This window comes from Paenisporosarcina sp. P4_E4_2, assembly GCF_056401595.1.
In genome coordinates this window covers 1-21514 of sequence record NZ_JBFUJC010000001.1, presented here as the reverse complement: position 1 = coordinate 21514, position 21514 = coordinate 1, and the positions used below count along the sequence as shown (strand labels likewise).

The following is a 21514-nucleotide window of genomic DNA, read 5'->3' as shown; positions in this document are numbered from 1 at the left end:
ATAATAAATTGTATTGGAATATTGATTTAACAAAACAACCATTAAAACCGTCCTTTTATTTGTGTAAGCCGAATAAAAATACAATAGCAAAAATTAGCGATGCCTACGGTGCTAGCCTTTCCATCAAGTTAAAAGGTATGAATGAATTATTATTCAACATTCCGTATAAAGTTGCAAGAGGAAATAGCATTGTCGCCAATCCTTATATTCATAACATCAAATTCAAATATCTGATTAAACTTGTGTACGGTGAATTTGAATCTTATTTTGTTATCCAACCTCCTAGTGAATCAGATCAAGATGATGTCAATCATATATCCGTTCAATGTCTATCCCTTGAGAATGAATTGAGACGTAGAAAAATACGGAGTTATAAAAAAGAAGCAATTACAATTACAGAAGCATGTGCTGATGTGTTAGATAATACAAATTGGACAATAAACAGGATACCTGAAAGTCTTGGTGGAATACTCGCTTCAAGAAGGTCGTTTGATATTTCAACTAAATCTGTTTTAGAAGCGTTGACTGAAATTGGTGAAAGTTTCAAGGTCATTGCACAGTTTGACACAGTTAATAGGCAAATCAACTTTTACAAAGAAGTTGAAATTGGTGCTAATAAAGGCTTAACTGTGAGCGATCAGAAGTATTTACAGTCATTTCTCAGAGAGAGTGATAGCACAGAATTTTGCACTCACTTAAATGTATATGGGAAAGACAATTTATCCATCAATCGTGTTAGCTTAACAGGTGAATCATACATTGAGGATTTTAGTTACTTCTTATATCCATTTGCAAGAGATGAGCAAAGGACTGTAATTAGTCATTCAGATTACATGAGCGATGAATTGTGTCATGCAATCTTAGATTATCAGGATTTGCTATTTAGCAATAAAGGCAACTTTGACACATTGCTTGATGAAAAGGCTGTAATTGAAGCACAGCTAATCCCAGCACAAAACGCATTAGATGTGTTAGAGATTGATTTACAAGTTATTGCAGACGCAATTGAAGTGCAGAAACAATACGGTGGTAGCACAGACACACTTGATATTGAATTTGCAAATAAAACTGGTGAAGTTAATGCCAAGAAAGATGAAATAAGTGGAATACAAGCACAGCTAAATGCAAAGAATGTAGTCATTTCTGATTTAAGAATTGCCATTTCAAAAGAAAACAACTTCACTCCTGAACTATTATCAGAGTTAATCGAGTTTATTGAAGAAGATGAGTGGTCAGATAGTAATCACTATGACGACCAGATGTTATATGCAGCAGGACTTGAAGAATTTGAAAGAAGAAAATTCCCTCCTATGTCTTTAAGTGTAGATATCATCAACTTCCTTTCAGTCATCACTGAGCAAAATAATTGGAATAAGCTCTCTCTAGGAGACTCCATTAGATTCAAAAAAGAAGAAATGGGTATCGACTTAAAAGCAAATCTAATTGAAGCTACATTTGACTTTGACGGTGACAGTATTAGTGTTGTTGTTTCGAACTTGCTAGAAGTTAATGATATCAAAAGACGGATGATGAGAAGGCTCTACAAGTCTGAAAATGCTGCTGACGTATTAGATATCAACAAAGGCAACTGGAATGACATTGGAGAAAATTTAGAAAAGTATATTGATGAGCAAATTTCAGAAGCACAAGAATCATTGGACAATTTCAATCGTGATTTGCAACGTTCATATGCTGATGGATTTATCACAAAAGCTGAAGCTAATTTCCTTAAACTTAGCCTAAACGAATTAGAAGGTGAAGCGTCTGATTTAATTGAAGTAGCTGTGGCACTTGGAATCACAACTGAAAAGGACACTTTCCTACAATCATTCAATGAGTTGGAAACACTTTTAGGTACATGGATTAATCAGCCTTCTTATCCAATCACAATATTGCTCACTGACAGAGATGCAATCCAATTAAAATTCCAACAAGTACAACAAAACAAAACAATACTTACTGAAAAAATCATGACTGAAAAAGATAAAGTTGTTGCAGATAATGCTAAGACATATGTTGATAATCAAATTATTGAAGTGAATCAAACTACTCAAGAATTATTTGACCAAATCGCTGCATTTTCTGACGATAGCTTAATCACACTAGCTGAAGCAAATATGCTTGAAACCATGTTACTTAGTGTTAAAAAGGAATCAAAAGATTTAGTTGACGTTGCTACAGCACTGGGCATCACTACTGAGAAAACATCTTATGAAAATGCCTTACAATCACTGGAGTCGACATTAAATTCTGCATTCATTAATCAGCCTTTTTATCCTTCTTCTTTAAACTTTCAAGACAAAGAAGATTTAGATTTTACAATTGAAAATGTGCAGAACACCAAATCAATATTAATTAATAAGATTATTGATTTACAGTCACAGGCTGGTAAAGATGCTGATGAAGAAACAAGGAAATCAATACGAAATCCCAATCCTATCTCTAAGCCAACCGTATCAAACGATGGAACAGCTATTGACCATGTTAAGAATAAAGATGGATCAGTAGACATTTCATTTGAGTGGATATTCGTTGAGAATCCAGAAAGTCCAATAAATGGATTCGGTGTATTGGTTTACTCATCTGATTCTGCTACACCTCATGTGCCTAGTCTAACTACTGATTACGTACAACAAGTGGATAAGAAAAGTCGTTCATTCATCTTAACAGGTGTAACTGCTAATAAGTATTATACATTTGGTGTTGTCGCTTATAGAAATGTAGATACATCAATCAACTCAGAAGGAATTATTCGTTCTACAATTGGAACATCTAGCCTGTTCACAGAAAGCCCATATAGACCTGAATCCAACATCAGCTATGAAGGTGATATTTCTGGAACAATTGGTGGAACTCCGTATGACCGTTTCAATCGTAACTCTGAGTCAATTATCATCGGAACTGAAGTTGGAATAAATGGTGTGGTTTCTCCTCGACTCAATTCCGCAGATATTATTATTACAGTAGCCGATATGCTAGTTGGTGCTGACATTAAAATCAATGCAGCCATTCAAAGTATTAAGCAATCAGGTGGAATTGTTAAACTTCAAGAAGGAATCTACAAGTGTGCTAAACCGATAAAAATCCCTTCCAATGTAGCTTTAGTTGGAACAGGGAAATCTACAATCTTGAAACAAGTTATAATTGGCACTCCTATCGGAAAATATCGTGGATTAATTGAAAACGAAAATACAACTACTGGCAATATTAACATCATGATAAAAGATTTAATGATGCAAATGAGCAAAGATGTAATCACTGAGGATAATTCAATGACTGCAATTCGACTATTTAAAGCTCAAGAGTGTGTAATCGCAAACGTTCATATTTTGAATTGTGCCACATTTTCATTAGACGTTTATGAGAGTAGTAGATTATTAGTTACCAATTGCTCATATCATGATTCAAAAGGTGCTTTTAGAGCAGGTTCTAATTCTAATGACATCATTTTCTCAGAGAACATCTTAAACAATATCCAATTCGGTGCTGGAGGAACAGGTTCAATTGAAATTAACGACAACAACTGTAACAATGCAAGTATTATCAATAACAACATAAGTAATTGTTGGTTTGGTATTGTTGCATTTGGTAGCCGACATACAATCAACGGGAATAAGATTAGTGGAGTATACTCGGCAGCTCTCAACCTATCATCAAGTGACAGCCAAGCGATAAATAACACCATCTACAATTGCTCACTTGGAGTAGGGATTAGAGTACGTGGAGAAAGAAATAATGTTTCCTCAAACAGAGTCACCATTACAATGTTAGAAGGAATAGAAGTAGTGACCGATGACCACATCATTGCGAACAATTATGTTTCTGATACCTCTCTTGTAGTGGGAGGCGAACGTAGCAATATTGTAGTAATAGGTGATCGTAACACAATATCAACTAACACTTGTCGCTCAGTTTTACATCAAAGTAAATATGGGATTGAAATTAACAATACAGCAGCTGGAACAATCGTAAAAGATAATGACCTAAGAACATCAGGAAAAACAGGAGCAATTAGTGATGCTGGTGTTGGTACTGTAAACGAAGGTAATATCATCGCATAAAAGGAGTGGTTATATGAAAGTGGTAGACGGGAAGGCGCAGTTTCCTATTAAGAATATTGTGGTGAATTCACTTATTGAAGGCGATGAGTTGGCACAATTACTATATTATGAAGGATTTGTGAGTGACAAGAAAGAGATATATGATGAGTCGGAATTAGCTAAAGCAAAAGACTTCTTAGCAAATAAAAACTTAGAATATACAGTTTCAGATGCACCTACAATAGCAAACGATGCAGACACCTTCAATTTTAATAATAAAGATGAATTAGTTAAATATGTCAACGAAGGCAAATCACCTAAGAAAACAGTCGAGCAATTGGAAGCTGAAGTAAAGTCATTGGAAGATGTTTTATTAACTATGATGTTTAGTGGGGTGCAATGATGATGTTTGAATTTTTATTGAGAGCCTTCTTAGACAAAACTAAAAATGTTGGTGTAGTGCAACTTGAATATGCAGTCACAAGAGGATGGATTACTGAATCAGAGAAGAATCAAATATTAGGTGCAGAATCATTATCTGATTTCAATCTTGTTTAATTCATTAAATAATAAAGTATAAGAATGGAGGTGAAGTTTATTGAGAGAAGCTATAAATTTTACATTTGATGGTATCTCATCTGAGGATATGGGTGTTATGATTGCCTCCCCTGATGGAGGATTATACGATGAGTCGTTTATGCCACAGAGAAGTATCGTTGAAGTGAAAATACCCAAAAAGCATTTACCTTATTATCAGAGAGTAGAATATGAACCACTTTCTTTTTCTTTGACTATTTTTATTAGTGAATGGCAAGAACGAGACAACTTAAGGCAGATTGCTAGATGGTTATTCCAAGATTTTTATAAACCATTAATATTTGATACGAATCCTAATCGAGTATTCTACGCAATCATTGAAGGTGATCCAAGATTAAAACATAATGGTGCAAAACAAGGTTATGTTGAAATTGACATTCGATGTAATTCACCTTTCACATATGGTCACACTCAAGAAATTGAGGGAATTGAAGTTAGAGTAACTAATCCAACAAATGAAACAACGATTTACAATGAAGGTGATATGACGATTAAGCCTAGAGCTTGGATTACTAAAAAGGTTAGTAGTGGCTCAATCAATATTGCAAATGAATCAAATAATCAACTTGTAATACTTAACAATTTGCAATTAGATGAGGAAGTATTTATCGACTTTGAGAATTTAGAAATCGTATCATCACTTGAAAGTTTAGGTGTATACCACTTTGACGACCACAATGACGTTTGGCTTGAATTAATTGAAGGAGACAATTTCCTAAGTTTCATAGGAGATTTTGATATTCGATTTGAATTCGAGAAGGTTTATTTAGCTGATTAATAAATTATAAAATGGAGGTTTTATTATGGAAAATAAAAATAAATTATCAGAAGGTACAATGGCTTGGGTGCGACTTGCTTTGTTTGCTTTACCATTGATTAATACAATTTTAGTTATGGCAGGAATTGAACCACTACCTTTTGATGAGCATCAACTTGAAAACATTTTAATTATGGTTGCTGGATTTGTTGCTGGTCTATGGGCATGGTACAAGGATAATAACGTTAGCAAGAAAGCTCAATTGAAGAAAGCTGCAACTGAAAACAAAACTGAACAAGAGTTAAAACAATTAGCAGGGAAATAGTCTTCCTTGCTTTTTTCTTTTGTCTAAGAAAGAAAGGATGATGAATAATGACATTTAAAATGAAATATACATGGCGTGAAGATTTCATTCAAAAAGGAACTTTACGTAGAAGTGGAATTAAGATGCCTAGCGTTCGATTCGTAGTGGTTCACGATACAGGAGCTCAGTATTCTACAGCTAAAAATAACGTTGATTATTATAAGCGTACTGCTAATGAAAAAGCAGCTTCAGCACAAGTTTTTATTGATGATAAGGAAATTGTATTCTGTATGCCAGTTGTAAACAATCCTGAAAAAGCATGGCATGTCCTGTATAACGTCAAAAAAGATAACGCAATCTTCGGTGACGATGCAAATGATGTCGCTATTGGAGTAGAATTATGCTATTTCCCTAATGACTATACTCGTACATTAGAAGCCTATCGCAAGTATGTCTGGTTCAATGCTTGGTTAGCTTACAACTTCAAATTGAATCCTTATACGAGTTTCATTGGTCATCACCTACTTGATCCTGACCGTAAAGTTGACCCAATGAACGCATTGAAAATATTAAAAAAATCGTATGCACAATTGCTAGTCGATATCGTCAATGAGTATATGGAATGTGTTGCTGTTGCTGAAAAGCCCGTGAATGTAATCCCTGTGAAACCTGCAAGTATTAAGGAGGAAAATAAAATGACACAACCTATTTACAAGCCAACTGCTAAGGATATCTTAAATGACACTCTAATCGTATTACGTAGATTAGAATCTAAGGAAAAAGACGGAATTGATGCTAAATGGAGATTACAATTATTGAACGGTGAATTAACTGAATCGGATGCAATTGGATTGTTGTACACTGCATTGAAGCGTGGATTAATTCAAGGCGACATTAAAGAGTAAATTATAATCAACAATCGAGGTAAGTTGAGAATACGAGAGCAAGAACCCAAGGAGATGATTCACACTAGGAGTGGTTGGATGCCTGAAAGCACTGATAAGAGTCTATATGTACGCATTGGACTAGTCGAAGATAAGGTTGACGGTAACAATAAAAAAATTGAAAGACTTGAGGATCAACAAGATAAGCTCGATAAGACTACATCTATAACTGAAATCCTTGTTGCAGAAATGCACAAAAGAGAATTAAAGCAAGAAATCCGTGAAGAAAAACAGGAAGCAACTATGAGTTCTCTTGCAACAGCAATCACCAATATGACAGCTACACTTAACAATATTAATTTAAGTCTACACAAACTCAATAGTGGACAAGAAGAATTGGAGAAACGTGTAGGTAAAATTGAGGATAATGGCAAGTTGGATATCATGGCAGTCATTAAGAATGTGATTTGGATTGGTGTTCCAACAGCTATCTTACTTTGGTTTGGACTTAAATAAACTACTAACTAAAATAATATATCCCCCTAGGACATCTCAATTCGAGGTGTCCTATTTATTTCATAGATAATTTAAATGACTGGACGTGAACAAATGTCAGGTAATACTTACAATTTAAAGGTCGATTTAAAACAAAAACATACAGCAATCGTTCCAACTTTTATACAATATGATGATGCAAGAATTGATTTTCAATTATTCGATAATGGGAAGTTATTTGATTTAACAGGATACACAATTGTAGAAGTAGCTCATAAAAGAGTTGATGGAACAATTGTAGTTGGTGCTGGTGAAATAATATTAAATGAAAAAGGACAAAAAATTGTTCGCTACGATTATCAAGGTAGTGAAATGAGTAAAGCTGGATTCATTGATACATCATTCTCAATTTTTGATGCTGAAGATAATAAAGTATCAATTCAACCATTCAAGGTTCATATTCTGAAAGACAACCGAGATGGCGTAATTGATCCTGCTAATCCTGAGTACGGATTGCTCCAAACTTATCAAGCTGAATTGGTAACATTGAAAGCTGATATGGCAGCTAAAATTGATGAGACAAATCAAGCAATATTAAATACAAAAGCTGTAGCTGTTTACGCAACTACTCAAGGAGATTATGCACTAGAGATTGCTGAATCCAATAAAAACGTACTTTTATCTCCTGTTGCTAATTTCACAGCTATTTCTACAGCGTATCCTAATCCTGTATTTGGCTCAAAAGTCCAGACTACTGACAATGGGAAAATATATCGTTGGGAAGGAACTAGTTGGAAATACGTTGAGGAAATGAATTCTAACATGCTGACAGATATTCAAAGTTCATTAGCTACTAATCTGATTAAAGTTAGTGGTACTACCCCAACAGGAACAGAAATATTTTGGTTGGACACAAGTATTCAATAATAAAGTTTAATAAAGGAGATGAATAATCAATGGGAAATGGCTATTTAGGAAGTTCAAATATTCAATCATCTGTCGCTGGTAGAGAAATTATTCCTGCTTCTCCCTCTAACTGGACTGGTGGCTACAGAGTCAGAAAATTAAGTTTTGACAATGAACAAAATTGCACAATCATTTTAAATGGCACAACTACAATTTTTCTGAAGGCAGGTCTAGGCTTTGAAATGGATTACGAAGATGCATCTATTACTAGCTTTGTGATTGTGGAGAGCGGTATTAACTATACATGGATTGGAGCATTTTAATGAAAGGCAAGGTGAACAATGATGTCATTTTTCAAAAATAAGAATAAAGGTAAAAGCGATATTAAACTAGACGATAAAACTATAGCAGTTCAGACCACTCCCCCTACTGATCCAACTAAAACACTTTGGGTTGATACAACTGCTCAATAAACGAGAAATATTTTAGATAGTCAATAAAAATAAACTATTAAATTAATATAAAACAAATTCAGACATCCATTTGGTTGTCTTTTTTTTAATTCTCAAATTGGAGGAATAGGTTAATGGCAAAATTAAAATACAAAGACGGTAATGGACAATGGCAAAATATGGCACCATCTCAGAAGGAATTTGATGATTTTAAGACATCTGCTACCGAACAGTTGGCGGAGACTGCGGCAGAAGCTACTAGTTCTATAAACTATAAAACCAAACTTCTAAAAAGCACTCCTAACCAAAAAGGATTTATAGCTTGTAATATTATAGGTGACAGCATATCTCATGGTGCAAACGCTCCAAATATGTTTGATGATTCATGGACAGCTATTCTCAGAAAAGCTTTACAAATAGATTTTAATACAAAAAATCATGGATTCATGAATTTAATGTCACCTATTAGTGGTTCTGTAGGAACTTTTACTGATTTAATTTACTTTCCAAGTGCGAACGCTCTATGGACGAAAGTAAATACTACCGACACTTTAGGATTTTTCAAAATTACATCAAGCACCGCTAATCAAGGACATAAAGGTTTCTTTCAAAAAACCAACAAGTTTTTTAAAAAGCTTGGAATTGGAGTTATTAAAAATGCAAGTGGAGGTACGGTTGATTTAAAAATTAACGGTACTGTCATTACAACACTTAATCTTAACAAAGCAACCGAAGCACAAGAAATTGTATATGTCGATGTTTCGAGTATTGCAATTTTTGCTGATTTGGAATTTGTTAATAAAACTGGCACTAACACTATCACAGGGTTGTATTTCATGGACGATACAAATAACTTTGTGGTCAATAACTACTCAAGAAGTGGAGCTAGAATTGAGGATTTAAGTGACAGTTTAATTGATAAATTGTTTGATGCAAAAGTTGTGTTTTTCTGTTTGGGTCATAATTACAGTGCTGACACTATCGTGAATGAAAGGTTAGCTAAGTGTGTAGAAGCTTATAACAAGTATAAGCCGATCCTTTACGTAGTGGACTTAGTTTGGGATAAATCGAGATTAATAACAGAAACACAACTAAAGAATTTTGCTACACAATGCAATTCACCTTATATTAAAATTATTGATAAAGTGGATAACGTTCAAACACTAATTGATAGTGGATTTATCAGTGATGTTTCCCATCCAACAGTGGAAGGTCACAGACTGATTGCGGAAAAAATATTAGCAACAGCCAAAACCACTTTCCTAACAAAGAGTTCAATCGTACAATTCCAAACCGTTCAGAATGACTTACAGAACACTAATGAAATTCTTTATACTGGGAAAGTGCGATATACGGGTGAATTTGATAAATCAGATCCAAACTATTCTAAATTTAAAGATATAAAAATGAGATTGGAATTGATTCCTAAGAACGGTTATGCCCCAACTGCTATTTATTTTGGTCAGGCAGACGCTACTTATTGGGCTTTATATGATGATCCTGTTTCTGCAAGTTCAGTATCTGGAAATCTTCCAAGAACGACTGGTACACATCAAATCAAACAGGCTTCATGGAACGATGCTACAAAACCTTTTGATGCAATGCTAAACATTGGTGAAGGTTCACAGGCACTAATTGAAGCATTACCAATAAATACGAGGATTAAGTTTATAAATCCAATCGTGACTGCATTTACTACAAGAAAGACTAATATTAAAGACTTAATCGAGTTTGTTTAGTGAACAATCGGACTATACTGTGCGGTAAGACATCAACAATTTAATCAACAAAATTTGGGCAATTCCTTAATTGGAGTTGCCCTCTTTTTTTATGCCCATTTTTAATTAATTCCGCCAATCCAGATCACATACATAGTATTACCAAATAAAATTGTTCTTTTATTGGGAAAAAGATTGTGAAATTAAAAAATGGAGGTAGGAAAAGCTAGGGTTTAGAGCATGTCAAATTTCACAAACTTTTTCACAAATTAAATCAAAGCGTCCATTTTATGATTTCTCTTTCCTTTGGAGCTGATTGACTCAATTTGTAACCTTGTTGTCTACTTTCGCCTTTTTCTAAAAAATTCTCGTCACAAAGTTCTTTCATAAGCTCATTAAGTCGATTAATATTTATTTTCATCAGCTTCTGAAGGTGGCTAACTCGTGTTTCGCCAGTTTCAGTGATTAGCTTTCTCAATTTATCTAACTCAGTTTCTTCCTCCTCTTCTAACACTTCTGGTAATTCTACATCCATCTTATCATCATCCATACTTTCTGAAATCTTATTAATCAAATCAGATTCAAATCCTTCATTCTTTGGATCATCGACAATCAAACATCCTTGGAATCGCATATGTTCTTCTCTCTGTCCCTCAAAACTCATCGTTCCGTCACCGTCTCCTAGTAGCTCAAAAGGTGGTTTGGTATTTAAAAATGTTCTATAGCTGGTATCATTGCTACAACGGAAACCGATTTTACTAGGCAAATTGGATTTAATTGTCCCTGTGATTACGTCAACTGAAGGACGTTGTGTACAAATTACTAAATGAATTCCTGCTGCTCTAGAAAGCTGTGTTAAACTTTGGACTAAATCATGTACTTCATCATTACGCAATGCGAGTTCCGCATACTCATCAATAACACACACGATATAAGGCAATGATTTATCWTGATGCTTCTTATTAAACAATCCAATATTTTTCACTTCAGCTTCTTTGAATAGCGTATATCGTCTGTTCATCTCCTTGATTAATTGCTTTAATAATGCGATTGATTCATCTGCATCTGTAATGACTGATTGTATATGGGGAAATTTTTCATAGATTTTCAGTTCAACTTGTTTCACATCCACCATATAGAATAATAATTCTTCAGGTTTTCTCATTAGCAGCAATGTTAGAATCATTTGATTAACCCAGACTGATTTGCCTGATCCTGTAGTCCCTGCCACAAGCAAATGCCTGTTCTTATTTAGACATTGGAAAATCGGATTTCCTATCTCGTCTATTCCAACTAAATATGGTAGTGGGTTATCTTTGGCGAAATCACGGAACAGAGGAGTATCTACATAATTCCGTAAGAATGCATTTTGTCTTTCTTCTAATGGCAACCACACATCAATTTCTCCAACTTCAGCTCCTTGGCTAATTCGTAGATTTTTGACTCCCATAAACGTCTGCAAATCTTCAGTGACTGACTTTTTATTTAACTCCGATAATTTTAATCCTTTTGGCAGATTGAAAGTTACCTTGACTAAAGTTGATCCACTCTGTACTCGTTTAGCGACCATTTCACTCTTAATTCCTTTTAGCTCTTTTAGTGCGTAGATGAATTTTTCGGCTATATGCTTACCATTTACTTCTTTTAATTCATCTCCCATTGGAAGCAACTCAAATGGATTACTTATCATTTTACTTCTTCTTGTTGATTTCACTAGTTGTGCTGAAGGCTGCTCAATGTGGACTACATGATCGGACATCAAAAATGGAAGTATTTCAGATACAGATAACACTTGTTGCTTACCTTGATTGTCTAACTTTCGATTTTTTATGTTCTGTATCACATCTCCTAATATGAAATAATTGTTCACACTCCAACCATTTGTGTAAGCAGAATCCTCCAACTTCTGACTAATCTGCTCAACAACTATATTTCTCTCCTTCTTAGTTCCACCGTAAAAAATTAGACGAATATTATGGCGGAATCCATTTTCTTTTAGCTTTCTGTCTAATTCTGAAATTGGTGGGTTTTTATATTCCCATTGCAGTATGCCATCTAATTTTTCATTAATATTCCGTTGTAGTTTACGGAACACTTTCTTATTAGAAGGTTGTTCAATACCATTCAGATAGTCATCATATTGTTCTTGCAATCTTTCTTTCCAATTATCTTGTCGAATTGCAAGAACAAGTTGATACATGACTGTAATATGTTTCGGACAAACAGAGCAAACCATCTCCCAAAACGACTTAGTTTCATTCATCTCAATTGGATAAAGTGAAGATTTTGAAGTAAACAATTGAACATAAGTAGTGTCATTGGATTTGTCAGGAAGCGTGGAGAATATTGAATCACGCTCACTGACAGTCCAATTTGTTTTGTATTGAGGTGGAGAAAAGAAGGTGAAAGATTCATCGATTGGTGAGCGATGTGCTTCAATCCCAAATACTCCTCCACCTGCTAGTTCTTCAGAAAGTAAATTCTTGGCTTCATTTCGAGAAAAAGAGGGGAGGGTGTATGATCTATTTTTATCGTTTTGAGTAACACTAGGCTGCATAATTCGCTTGAAATTTATCATACTCATGTTGCTGACCCTCCCATCAATTTTCTACCTTTTAAGTTTTTCACTAAATTCACGGTTTTACCTACCACTGATTTCTTATCAAATGATTTACCTGCTCCATGCCACATATCTGTAATGTCTGCACCATTCTCAATGTAGTTTTTCACAATGCTAGGAGGATTCGCCATTCTCCATAAACCGCCTATAATCACGCCTATTTTTATAACCACTTCCCATGATGTTTCGGGGACTTTTGTGCCAAACATTAAACTGCCGATGATTAGTAAAAACACTCCATATACAAGTTGAGTCATTGAACATTTCTTAATATGATTCCACCAAGACCTAAAGTAGTGCTCATGTGCTTTAAACATCCAACATGATAATGCAACAGGTGTCATTACACCCAAAGCCATTAAGTCGAACCATCTACGGAAATTTTGTAGGAAGATGGGAATCATCATTCCGATTAATGCAATATCAAACCCAAGGAATACGAACATTTCAGTCCAAGATATTGTATTAAATTCAATTCCACTTATTCCTGCTGCCATTTGGTTTTTACCAATATTAATTATTGCGTTTGTTAGCCAATTGATTCCTTGAAATCCATAGAAAAATCCAGCAGGTGCTAAGGATGACCCCAATAAAACTAAAGGAAGTCTTCTTGAAATACGCCCCATGTCAGTGTGAGTTGCATCTATTTGTGGTTTCGTTTTAAAGAAGTGTCCTAACATACGTTTGTATCCTTCATGTATAGCTAAAATCATACTCATTCCCAATGATAATCCTGTGAACATGGCAATGTTTTCTTTGAACCAATCACTGTCGAATAAGAAGAGTGGTGTGTGTAATACTACACTTGTAATAGCATCATAGCTCCACACCATTAAGTCAATTGACCATTGTGTAGCATGTATTTTAATGTCCTTACACCACTGTATTGTCTTATCAATGGACTCTACAATTCTTGCAAATTGCTCTCGTGTTTCAATTGGAATAGGATTTAGTTTATCGAGGATGGATGCAGAAGCGCGAGTAGGTTTTGAGAATAGGGTAGCGAATGGAATACTTGATGCTAGAAGAAGAGGTCTAACCCCGGAACGTTTCGGAATACTAGACTTGTTACTGTCACTAGTATCAGTATGATTACGGGAGCTAACAGAATTTGCCCTAATCCAGTTATTATGTCTGTTGACCAACTTTGTGCTTTCATTTTCTGACCTATCATTCGGTATCCTCCAGCGATCATTAGACAAAGAATTGCGAATGCAACCCCTAAAATCCCTGCTGCTATGATTAGTTCTATGAGAATGTTCAATATTTCGGGAGGTAATATCTCCAATCCCTCTGCTTCGTCTAGCTTTGGAAAGCCTATTTTCTGTGCATGAGCTTGTGGTGTAATTAGTAAGGGAAGAGCTACAAGATAGCTGTTTCTCAAAATTTTGTAAAAACGTTTCTGTATATGCTTGGGTTGATTTTTCACCTCCTTTGCAAGTACCTCCATAAAAGCTGGAATTGTTGGAGAATCAGAGTTACATATTTTTACTCGGTATCCATCATTGAAGGTGATTAGGTTTTTTGATTGTGCTGTTAACGTTGCCATGTTTTTCTCCTCCTTTGTGATACCAAGTCATTAATTTTGACATTCCTACGAAACTACCAAGTGCAATACCTAACTGTGTAGCTAAAATAACAATACCTGACATTTATAATTCTCCTCTTTTTTGATGTATTAAATCCTTTTCTTTGGACATCATAAGCTTAACGAAAAATCATTCACTAAAAACAGGGGGAACTCACAAATGAATTATTCAATGAGCTTTGCTGAATGGCTACATCAACCAGACCCAAACTGGAAAATTAATTTAGAGTGTGTTGATCCTTACGTTTTTAAGGAGCTTCGAATGAGCAAAGAATCTGTTGAGAAAATTTTAGCAAAGTTGGAAGAGTATCATGTCTTTAATGAGCCTCAGAAAACTGGAAGAAGATGACTAAGCAATCCTAATGGGTTTTATATAGATGTAAGGTGTGTTTTTGCAAGGGGATTTTCTTCTTATTATCGAAGAGAATCCCCTGTTTGTTGTGATAATTAGGGGTTTTTGGTCGTTGATAAGATGATAATTTGATAATTTGATAATTTGATTGAATCATGAGCCACTCCTTCTTACTTGTTGTTCAGTATTTAGAATGAAAGTAATGAGCAATTGTTGTTTAAACTCGACCACCATCCTTGTTGATTTATCTTATTCACTTCGACATCAACCTGTTCCAAATAATTTTGAATTGTTCAAAACATTTTTTCATGTTTGACTCATCTTATGTAGTATTCATCTTTAAGATTACAAAAAAGTCTTTTAGATTGAAAAATAATTCAAAAGTAATCGGTTAAAAAAATTACTTAATAGGAAGACAAATTTAATTAACAAAATAGGGTAATCAATAACCGCCTTTGTGCATATCTTAAAAATAATCCAAAAAAATTCAAAGGAGTTTTGAATTGAACAATGAATCAATAGGTGTCGTTGCTGTAGATGACGGAGGTTACTCAACTGCTATAGTCACAAAGAATAATGAGGATATGTTTTATTCTGTTAAGGGATTATACGGAGATCGAACATTAACCGAAACCAATGGCAAGCACGATTTTGTTGTTGACTATTTAGGCAAGAAATATGTCATGGCAACCTTAGCCAAATACGATTGTGCAATGCCTATGGAAATGCATACAAAGTCTAAGGCTAATTTGTTTTATGAGTTATCAACTTTAGTAGCAATACATCAATACGGCTATTCTTCCAATTATCTAGTTTGTTCAGTACCTATTAAGATGCACAATGAAGATGAAAAGAATGCCAGAATATTAAGCTTAAAGAAATCTCACACAATCGCAGTGAATGGGATAACAAGAACTTTTACAATTGATGATGTTAAAGTAGCTCCAGAAAGTGCTGTTGCCTTTTGGTTACATCAGCCTAAAGGAAAGACTAGGTGGCTTGATTTAGGATCGAGGACGATTGGTTATGCCAGTACAATCAATGAAGATGGTGTAAACAGATTTATAGATACTGAAAGTGGGACGTTTTTTGGTAAGGGGCTGCAAGCATTAGATGAACAATATGATGCTAAAGGTCTTGCAGACTACATTTGTGGACGACTAATAAAAGTTTGGGATAAATACGATAAGGTTTATTTATTGGGTGGAGGAGCACTAGACAAAGAACTAGTAAAACACATACTACAATACTTTCCGAATGCAGAAGTCATAGATAATCCGCAAATGGCTAATGTAAAGGCGATGTATAGACTGGGGACTATTTCATATGGCATTTATTAGAACAGAAGAAGAAGCGAACAAACTAATCGAAAAAATGATGAAAAAAGGCAAAGGAGATTACATTACTCAAAGTGTTGTTTTTAGAAAAGATAATCCTAGGCACGTTGAATTGCTGAAGAAAGTGTTAATGTCTTCAGAGTCGTTCGGTGGATTCACTAGAGAAGTTTTAGCAGAAAAATTTAGCGGTGTTCCAATTGAGCAAAGCGTCAACAGAGCAGCTACCATTGAGGAGAAAATTGAAAAGAAAGATGTCGGAAACTTTCTGATATGAGAATGAAAACAAACTTAAAGGAGAGAAAATAATGACTAGAAATTATGTAGTTATCCCTACCAATAATAAAGGTGAAAGATTAGAATGGATGCGTTCAGATGAGCCATTAACATTGAAGGAGAAATTGATTGTAAACACAATGGGAATAACAGGATTGTCCACCTTGATTTCAGGTCTAATTGCTTTTAATGGGGTGATAATTCGATGACAGTTACCTTACATGCTTGGTGTGGAATGTGTAACAAAGAGACAGAACATGACACTGGATTGAAGTGTAAAGAGTGTGGAAATTAAACTAAATACAACACAAAAAGGGTGATTATCTGTCACCCTTACTTTTTTGCGTATTCGGATATAGGAGTAAGGCTCAGCTACCTCCCTGCTATTATCGCTAAAACTTACCCTGTCACCCTAAATTGATTAAAATCGAAGGTGGGTACGAGAGAGCAAAATTGACTCCTGATCCTTGATGAAAATTTCCAATAAGTTGAAATCCTCGATAATTATTGACTCAACATATTCCTCTACTACTTCCCTGTCAATTGTATTGCCTAATCTTTTTTGTATGATATCAATTAGAAAATCTTCTTGAATTGGAATGCGGATACACTTGCCGAAATTATCGTAATTCGAGCATATATAGCGATTAACTGATCTTTCTTTCTTGAGCTTAAAATTGCTTCCACAATGAAAACATTTAATTTTCTTATTGAATAGTGATTTATTTCTAATGACCATTTATTTCACCTCAAAAATTGCTGCCAATATCTTCAATGTCAGAAGCCATCATAACGGCAAGTTTAATCCGAGCTTTTTTGCTATCAAGATCATGACCTAATATGACTCCAAGTTGAGATAAATTGTGAGCACTTCCTAGATAATTGTATGTAGGATGCACATGACCCTCTTCAGCACTTGTTGTGACAACAATATTAACCTTATCCAATTGAACAGCATCAGCAATTGCATCCATCATTTTAGGAGCAACCTGACCTCTCCCTGAACCTTCAATTACGATACCTTTTACTTTCCCCGTTGCAAGAGCAGAAATTAAAAAGCCATCAGCGTCCGTGTAAGACTTTATAATGTCCACTCTAGGGATAGGCTTGACCATTTGATATACTTCCCTGTTAATGGGCTTCTGGTACACGCTGACGACATTATTATCAATGATGCCTAAGTAACCATGTCCAAATGAATCAAAGCCTTGTAAATTAGAACTGTGGACTTTCTTTACATATTTAGCTGAATAAATTCTTTCGTTGAAAACAACTACCGTTCCAACTCCAATTAAGTTTTCTGATATAGCAACATAAACAGAATTACGTAAGTTGGAAAATACATCTGTTCCAACTTCATGAGGAGATCGCTGAGAGCCAGTTACAACAATTGGTCGGTCACTATTAATGGTTAAATCTAAAAAGTAAGCAGTCTCTTCTAAGCTGTCTGTGCCATGTGTAACGACTACCCCACTTACTGACTTATCTTCAAGTTCCTTATTGATTGCTTTTCGAATTATCTCCATTTCATTAAAACCAATGTGCATACTTGGAAGTTGAAGTACATCTACTACTTTTATTTCAATGTCTTCTGGTAGCTGACACATTGCTGCTAATTCGTCTCCAGTAATTGCTCCTGAATTTAACTTACCTTCGGAATCTTGTTTACTTGCTATCGTTCCACCTGTTGTGATTAATGACACCTTTTTCATAAAATAATTCACCATCCTTAGCTATATAATACACCAAAATTGTCATTGTGGATAACTTTTAGTTGGATTATAATTATCTATAATGCTTCAAAACCCTTGATATATAAGGCTTTACGGGAATAGACCAATCTAACTCTTTTGAAATGTATATATGACCAATCACATACAAGTAATGTATCAACTTTCCAAAGTCCTCAATATGGACCAATCGGACTCATTTCAAAAACGACTATTCATTTTCACCATACCCCCAACTCGCGTGAATCATTTGAAGTGGATGACGTGTCACCAAAAGTAGCATTACTTAAAATCTATGCTGGCATGGATGCAGACTTGCTGATGCATGTGGCAAATTCGGGCTATAGCGGAGTTGTTTTGGAAGGATTGGGACAAGGAAACGTTCCGCCTGCCATTATACCCGCTATTAAACAACTTATTCTGCAGAAGGTTCCCGTTGTTTTGGTTTCCAGATGTTACAACGGCATTGCGCAGCCTGTGTATGGTTATGTAGGTGGAGGGAAAATGCTAGAAGAAATGGGCGTGTTATTTGCACATGGACTCAGTGGTCAGAAAGCACGAATTAAACTGTTGATAGCGCTATCTGATGCTCGATGCTCACAATCCCTTCACACCATTTTTGAATATTAATTTTCCTTTTTAACACTTTTGATTCTACATAAGAAAAAGCTGCTGTTCACTCAGCAGCTTTTTTTTGATTTGATCGCGTCCGCAATTAACTCGCCGTGAAAGCGACCATTTTCAATGAAAATTTCATTTGCATTATTTCCTGCCGCTAAAACACCAGCAATATACAAGTTTTCAATATTGGACTCCATCGTCAATTCATTTAACAATGGTCTGCCGGAAGCTTCGTCAATATGCACACCCATTTGGCGCAGGAAGTCATGATCCGGATGATACCCAATCATAGCAAAAACGAAATCATTTTTAAGGGTGATGACTTGATCTGGTTTGCGTATCCGTACTTCTTCTTGTCCAATTTCTTCAACGTGTGAATCAAATAGCATGGTGATTTCACCACTGCGAACCAAGCCATCAAATTCAGGCAGTATCCACGGTTTCACGCTACTTGAATAAGTACTACCCCTATATACGACAGTTACTCTGGCCCCTGCTTTATTTAACTCTAAAGCTGCATCAATACTCGAATTTTTACCCCCAATAACCACTACATCGGTATCAAAATAAGGATGACCTTCCTTGAAGTAATGGCTTACTTTCGGTAACTCTTCTCCTGGTATACCAAGAAAATTCGGATGGTCATAATATCCGGTTGCAATCACTACATGTTCAGTTTTATAGGTAGATTTTGTTGTATATACTTCAAACATATTTTTGATTTTCTCAACACGTTGAACCGTTTCGAATTTGCGGACGTGTAATTTTTTCATTTTTACCACTTCGCGGTAATAAACAAGTGCCTGATTTCGTTTTGGTTTACGTCCTTCAATAATGAACGGTACATCCCCGATTGACAGTTTTTCACTTGTACTAAAAAAAGTTTGATGAGTAGGGTACTTATAAATCGCTTCCACGACATTCCCTTTTTCAATTATGACGGGTGAAAGCCCGATATTTTGTAAAGATATTGCAGCTGCGAGACCACAAGGACCCCCACCTACAATGATTGCATCTACTTTCTCCATCATTTTACACTTCCTCTATATAAAAATCTCCTATCTAATGATTGGAGAACTAACTGTACAATACAACTAATTGGCATTCGTTTTTTCTTCAACCCAATAATCCCATTCACTCATGCTTGGTCCGAGAATATTTTGATTCATTCAACAAGTTCTGCACTGAGCGCTCATCAAAATATAGAAATGCCTGCAAAATATCCTGTTGAATTTGTGAAATTCAATTTTCAGCATGCTGATTAAACGGTCTGGAAGATTCTTTTTTTAACAATTATTGTAAACGTCGTGTGTGTGCTGCGAGAACATTTTAAAAATCTTTATTTTTAATGGTCAAGATGTGACATTCTGCAGGTGCACCCAATCTGAGAGGAATAAAAGTTGTACCGAAGCCATTACTGATTAAAGTAAATTCATCTCGACCTTTTATCAACTCACCTTTTTGGTAATATCCCCATTTCCCTAATCGAATCTGTCCCCCATGAGTATGACCAGCCAATAACACGTCAGAAGTGTAACGGTCTTTTACTTTATGAAAGACAAATGGAGTGTGTGAAACAAAGACAATCGGGTCGTCTTCAGGTACATTGGCAAAACTTTTACTAATGTTCGCTCTTCCTGAAGATACATCCTCTAAGCCAACAATCCAGATATGATGAGCATTCGTTTTTACACAGATTGCTTCATTTTCTAAAATTATTCCACCCACATTTTGAATATATTTTCGGATATGGTGTTCTCCCACTTCACGGTCATTATTACCCCAAACGTAATAAATAGGACCAATTTTAGCCAGTTGTTTAATATTGTCTTCAATTTGCCCTAAAGGTACACCACTTTCCGCCAGATCTCCACCTATAATCACTGCATGTATATCTGTTCCGACTTCCTCAACTAAATGATTCGTTATTTTCCTTCGATGAATATCGGAAATGAAAAACAGGCGGAATGGATGCTCATCCTTATAACTGGATATGTCAATTTGCTGGTGACGTATATTCGTCTCAAAAGCTTTTTTCACCATAATCAATGGTATACATAAAGTAAAGCCTATAATTGTTGCCAAATAACGCATGTATTCACCTCTGAATCAAAATAAAAAGAGGAGGGTTTCCCCTTCCCCTTACTTTTATGAAAGTTGTATTTCGATCAATCTTCTTCCATATGCAATACGCGGAATCCAGAACGGTCAAGTTCTTTCAAGAATTTTTGTACATTATCACGTTTCTCGATTTTCAACACGATACGTCTCAATAATTTGTCTGATTCATCAAATGTAACTAATGAAATCACAGATTCATGGAACTTTTGAATAATGTCTCCTACGCGGGCTATCTGTCCCTCTGTCTCTACAGACGTAAATGTTATGCGAACGCCAGGACTATCCATTCCAAAAGCACTTCTGAATTGATCCATGATATCAAATCGAGTGACAAGACCTAAAAAGCGATTTTCTTCCACTACCGCTATAATTGGAAAGTCATTTAGTTGAAGTAGAGAATCTTCAAAAACGTCATCAATGGATAAATAGATTTCCGATCTTGTCACAACGTCCATTAAAGACGTGCTTGCAAGAAAATCTTCTTTGTTTAAACCACTGTAATAAAATGCACGGTAAACAATATATCGATTTAAAATACCTTTATAATGGCCATTTTCCAATACTGGCAATGCATCGATTTGATTTTTTTCCAATATGTCCAGTGCCGCTTGCACCGACTCTGATGTTTGAATTGAAATACATTTTTCCTTTGGAATCATTACACTTTTCGCAAACATGCTGTCACCTCAATCTTTCTTGATTATTAACCTATTCTACAA

Annotated in this window: 25 protein-coding genes; 16 read left to right on the top strand and 9 right to left on the bottom strand. The window is 35.2% G+C overall.

Going from position 1 to position 21514, the window contains the following annotated elements; genetic code table 11:
- Window positions 1-8: 8 nt before the first annotated feature.
- From AC1DSB_RS00125 to AC1DSB_RS00075, 11 genes are all read left to right on the top strand, one after another.
- Window positions 9-4061 (top strand): DUF7359 domain-containing protein, encoded by a 4053-nt coding sequence (locus tag AC1DSB_RS00125; protein WP_477532805.1) that lies wholly within the window; start codon window positions 9-11, stop codon window positions 4059-4061.
- Between the two features lie 13 nt (window positions 4062-4074).
- Window positions 4075-4443 carry a hypothetical protein gene (locus AC1DSB_RS00120; RefSeq protein ID WP_477532806.1) on the top strand — a complete coding sequence of 123 codons (369 nt, stop codon included), beginning with the start codon at window positions 4075-4077 and terminating at the stop codon, window positions 4441-4443.
- Window positions 4443-4598, top strand: coding sequence for a hypothetical protein (locus tag AC1DSB_RS00115; RefSeq protein WP_477585337.1), 156 nt, complete (start codon window positions 4443-4445; stop codon window positions 4596-4598). The genes AC1DSB_RS00120 and AC1DSB_RS00115 overlap by 1 nt, the downstream gene beginning before the upstream one ends.
- A 40-nt stretch (window positions 4599-4638) precedes the next feature.
- Window positions 4639-5415, top strand: coding sequence for a distal tail protein Dit (locus tag AC1DSB_RS00110; protein ID WP_477533335.1), 777 nt, complete (start codon window positions 4639-4641; stop codon window positions 5413-5415).
- Window positions 5416-5440: 25 nt separating this feature from the next.
- Window positions 5441-5719 (top strand): phage holin, encoded by a 279-nt coding sequence (locus tag AC1DSB_RS00105; protein ID WP_477533336.1) that lies wholly within the window; start codon window positions 5441-5443, stop codon window positions 5717-5719.
- A gap of 47 nt (window positions 5720-5766) precedes the next feature.
- A complete protein-coding gene (locus AC1DSB_RS00100; protein WP_477585336.1) occupies window positions 5767-6603 on the top strand; it encodes a peptidoglycan recognition protein family protein in 837 nt (278 codons plus the stop codon).
- A 78-nt stretch (window positions 6604-6681) separates the two neighbouring features.
- On the top strand, window positions 6682-7098 hold the full coding sequence (locus tag AC1DSB_RS00095) for a hypothetical protein (RefSeq protein WP_477533352.1): 417 nt from the start codon (window positions 6682-6684) through the stop codon (window positions 7096-7098).
- Between the two features lie 93 nt (window positions 7099-7191).
- Window positions 7192-8004 carry a BppU family phage baseplate upper protein gene (locus AC1DSB_RS00090; protein WP_477585334.1) on the top strand — a complete coding sequence of 271 codons (813 nt, stop codon included), beginning with the start codon at window positions 7192-7194 and terminating at the stop codon, window positions 8002-8004.
- Between the two features lie 29 nt (window positions 8005-8033).
- Window positions 8034-8306, top strand: a complete 273-nt coding sequence (locus tag AC1DSB_RS00085; protein ID WP_477533219.1) for a hypothetical protein — start codon at window positions 8034-8036, stop codon at window positions 8304-8306.
- A gap of 21 nt (window positions 8307-8327) precedes the next feature.
- Window positions 8328-8456 (top strand): hypothetical protein, encoded by a 129-nt coding sequence (locus AC1DSB_RS00080; RefSeq protein WP_477585332.1) that lies wholly within the window; start codon window positions 8328-8330, stop codon window positions 8454-8456.
- A gap of 113 nt (window positions 8457-8569) precedes the next feature.
- Entirely contained in the window at window positions 8570-10174 is a 1605-nt protein-coding gene (locus tag AC1DSB_RS00075; protein WP_477585330.1) for a hypothetical protein, read from the top strand.
- Between the two features lie 253 nt (window positions 10175-10427).
- On the opposite strand, the gene AC1DSB_RS00070 is transcribed toward AC1DSB_RS00075, so the two are convergent.
- The 4 genes from AC1DSB_RS00070 to AC1DSB_RS00055 all read right to left on the bottom strand — a co-directional run bounded on the left by AC1DSB_RS00070 (window position 10428) and on the right by AC1DSB_RS00055 (window position 14425).
- A complete protein-coding gene (locus AC1DSB_RS00070) occupies window positions 10428-12737 on the bottom strand; it encodes an FtsK/SpoIIIE domain-containing protein (RefSeq protein ID WP_477585328.1) in 2310 nt (769 codons plus the stop codon).
- Complete coding sequence (locus AC1DSB_RS00065; RefSeq protein ID WP_477585326.1) at window positions 12734-13606, bottom strand: hypothetical protein; 873 nt, start codon at window positions 13604-13606, stop codon at window positions 12734-12736. Before AC1DSB_RS00065 ends, AC1DSB_RS00070 begins: the two co-directional genes overlap by 4 nt.
- A gap of 188 nt (window positions 13607-13794) precedes the next feature.
- The gene (locus tag AC1DSB_RS00060) at window positions 13795-14322 is read right to left on the bottom strand and encodes a hypothetical protein (RefSeq protein ID WP_477532925.1); all 528 of its coding nucleotides are present in this window, start codon (window positions 14320-14322) and stop codon (window positions 13795-13797) included.
- A complete protein-coding gene (locus AC1DSB_RS00055; RefSeq protein ID WP_477532926.1) occupies window positions 14276-14425 on the bottom strand; it encodes a hypothetical protein in 150 nt (49 codons plus the stop codon). The genes AC1DSB_RS00060 and AC1DSB_RS00055 overlap by 47 nt, the downstream gene beginning before the upstream one ends.
- Before the next feature lie 96 nt (window positions 14426-14521).
- On the opposite strand from AC1DSB_RS00055, the gene AC1DSB_RS00050 reads away from it, so the two are divergent.
- The 4 genes from AC1DSB_RS00050 to AC1DSB_RS00035 all read left to right on the top strand — a co-directional run bounded on the left by AC1DSB_RS00050 (window position 14522) and on the right by AC1DSB_RS00035 (window position 16532).
- Entirely contained in the window at window positions 14522-14710 is a 189-nt protein-coding gene (locus tag AC1DSB_RS00050; RefSeq protein ID WP_477585324.1) for a hypothetical protein, read from the top strand.
- 506 nt (window positions 14711-15216) lie between these two features.
- A complete protein-coding gene (locus AC1DSB_RS00045; protein WP_477585322.1) occupies window positions 15217-16053 on the top strand; it encodes a ParM/StbA family protein in 837 nt (278 codons plus the stop codon).
- Window positions 16040-16324 (top strand): hypothetical protein, encoded by a 285-nt coding sequence (locus tag AC1DSB_RS00040; protein ID WP_477532765.1) that lies wholly within the window; start codon window positions 16040-16042, stop codon window positions 16322-16324. The genes AC1DSB_RS00045 and AC1DSB_RS00040 overlap by 14 nt, the downstream gene beginning before the upstream one ends.
- A gap of 31 nt (window positions 16325-16355) precedes the next feature.
- Window positions 16356-16532 (top strand): hypothetical protein, encoded by a 177-nt coding sequence (locus AC1DSB_RS00035; RefSeq protein ID WP_477532764.1) that lies wholly within the window; start codon window positions 16356-16358, stop codon window positions 16530-16532.
- A gap of 212 nt (window positions 16533-16744) precedes the next feature.
- Here the strand turns inward: AC1DSB_RS00035 and AC1DSB_RS00030 are convergent, their stop codons facing one another.
- Together AC1DSB_RS00030 and AC1DSB_RS00025 are read right to left on the bottom strand one after the other, a co-directional pair.
- Window positions 16745-17062 (bottom strand): recombinase zinc ribbon domain-containing protein, encoded by a 318-nt coding sequence (locus AC1DSB_RS00030; protein ID WP_477532763.1) that lies wholly within the window; start codon window positions 17060-17062, stop codon window positions 16745-16747.
- Window positions 17063-17072: 10 nt separating this feature from the next.
- Window positions 17073-18035: an asparaginase gene (locus AC1DSB_RS00025; protein WP_477532762.1), complete on the bottom strand. Its 963-nt coding sequence runs from the start codon at window positions 18033-18035 to the stop codon at window positions 17073-17075.
- 282 nt (window positions 18036-18317) lie between these two features.
- Between AC1DSB_RS00025 and AC1DSB_RS00020 the strand changes: the two genes are divergently transcribed.
- Window positions 18318-18683, top strand: coding sequence for a hypothetical protein (locus tag AC1DSB_RS00020; protein WP_477532761.1), 366 nt, complete (start codon window positions 18318-18320; stop codon window positions 18681-18683).
- A gap of 50 nt (window positions 18684-18733) precedes the next feature.
- On the opposite strand, the gene AC1DSB_RS00015 is transcribed toward AC1DSB_RS00020, so the two are convergent.
- From AC1DSB_RS00015 to AC1DSB_RS00005, 3 genes are all read right to left on the bottom strand, one after another.
- The gene (locus AC1DSB_RS00015) at window positions 18734-19702 is read right to left on the bottom strand and encodes a YpdA family putative bacillithiol disulfide reductase (protein ID WP_036659715.1); all 969 of its coding nucleotides are present in this window, start codon (window positions 19700-19702) and stop codon (window positions 18734-18736) included.
- Between the two features lie 301 nt (window positions 19703-20003).
- The gene (locus AC1DSB_RS00010) at window positions 20004-20768 is read right to left on the bottom strand and encodes a metallophosphoesterase (RefSeq protein ID WP_477532760.1); all 765 of its coding nucleotides are present in this window, start codon (window positions 20766-20768) and stop codon (window positions 20004-20006) included.
- 74 nt (window positions 20769-20842) lie between these two features.
- A complete protein-coding gene (locus AC1DSB_RS00005) occupies window positions 20843-21472 on the bottom strand; it encodes a CBS domain-containing protein (RefSeq protein WP_016427437.1) in 630 nt (209 codons plus the stop codon).
- Window positions 21473-21514 lie beyond the last annotated feature (42 nt).

What these genes read in the sequence shown, in the direction of transcription:
- AC1DSB_RS00120 (WP_477532806.1), top strand. Translation starts at nt 4,075, where the DNA reads ATGAAAGTGGTAGACGGGAAGGCGCAGTTTCCTATTAAGAATATTGTG.
- AC1DSB_RS00115 (WP_477585337.1), top strand. Translation starts at nt 4,443, where the DNA reads ATGATGTTTGAATTTTTATTGAGAGCCTTCTTAGACAAAACTAAAAAT.
- AC1DSB_RS00105 (WP_477533336.1), top strand. Translation starts at nt 5,441, where the DNA reads ATGGAAAATAAAAATAAATTATCAGAAGGTACAATGGCTTGGGTGCGA.
- AC1DSB_RS00100 (WP_477585336.1), top strand. Translation starts at nt 5,767, where the DNA reads ATGACATTTAAAATGAAATATACATGGCGTGAAGATTTCATTCAAAAA.
- AC1DSB_RS00095 (WP_477533352.1), top strand. Translation starts at nt 6,682, where the DNA reads ATGCCTGAAAGCACTGATAAGAGTCTATATGTACGCATTGGACTAGTC.
- AC1DSB_RS00090 (WP_477585334.1), top strand. Translation starts at nt 7,192, where the DNA reads ATGTCAGGTAATACTTACAATTTAAAGGTCGATTTAAAACAAAAACAT.
- AC1DSB_RS00085 (WP_477533219.1), top strand. Translation starts at nt 8,034, where the DNA reads ATGGGAAATGGCTATTTAGGAAGTTCAAATATTCAATCATCTGTCGCT.
- AC1DSB_RS00080 (WP_477585332.1), top strand. Translation starts at nt 8,328, where the DNA reads ATGTCATTTTTCAAAAATAAGAATAAAGGTAAAAGCGATATTAAACTA.
- AC1DSB_RS00075 (WP_477585330.1), top strand. Translation starts at nt 8,570, where the DNA reads ATGGCAAAATTAAAATACAAAGACGGTAATGGACAATGGCAAAATATG.
- AC1DSB_RS00065 (WP_477585326.1), bottom strand. Translation starts at nt 13,606, where the DNA reads ATGGTGTGGAGCTATGATGCTATTACAAGTGTAGTATTACACACACCA.
- AC1DSB_RS00060 (WP_477532925.1), bottom strand. Translation starts at nt 14,322, where the DNA reads ATGGCAACGTTAACAGCACAATCAAAAAACCTAATCACCTTCAATGAT.
- AC1DSB_RS00055 (WP_477532926.1), bottom strand. Translation starts at nt 14,425, where the DNA reads ATGTCAGGTATTGTTATTTTAGCTACACAGTTAGGTATTGCACTTGGT.
- AC1DSB_RS00050 (WP_477585324.1), top strand. Translation starts at nt 14,522, where the DNA reads ATGAATTATTCAATGAGCTTTGCTGAATGGCTACATCAACCAGACCCA.
- AC1DSB_RS00040 (WP_477532765.1), top strand. Translation starts at nt 16,040, where the DNA reads ATGGCATTTATTAGAACAGAAGAAGAAGCGAACAAACTAATCGAAAAA.
- AC1DSB_RS00035 (WP_477532764.1), top strand. Translation starts at nt 16,356, where the DNA reads ATGACTAGAAATTATGTAGTTATCCCTACCAATAATAAAGGTGAAAGA.
- AC1DSB_RS00030 (WP_477532763.1), bottom strand. Translation starts at nt 17,062, where the DNA reads ATGGTCATTAGAAATAAATCACTATTCAATAAGAAAATTAAATGTTTT.
- AC1DSB_RS00025 (WP_477532762.1), bottom strand. Translation starts at nt 18,035, where the DNA reads ATGAAAAAGGTGTCATTAATCACAACAGGTGGAACGATAGCAAGTAAA.
- AC1DSB_RS00015 (WP_036659715.1), bottom strand. Translation starts at nt 19,702, where the DNA reads ATGGAGAAAGTAGATGCAATCATTGTAGGTGGGGGTCCTTGTGGTCTC.
- AC1DSB_RS00010 (WP_477532760.1), bottom strand. Translation starts at nt 20,768, where the DNA reads ATGCGTTATTTGGCAACAATTATAGGCTTTACTTTATGTATACCATTG.
- AC1DSB_RS00005 (WP_016427437.1), bottom strand. Translation starts at nt 21,472, where the DNA reads ATGTTTGCGAAAAGTGTAATGATTCCAAAGGAAAAATGTATTTCAATT.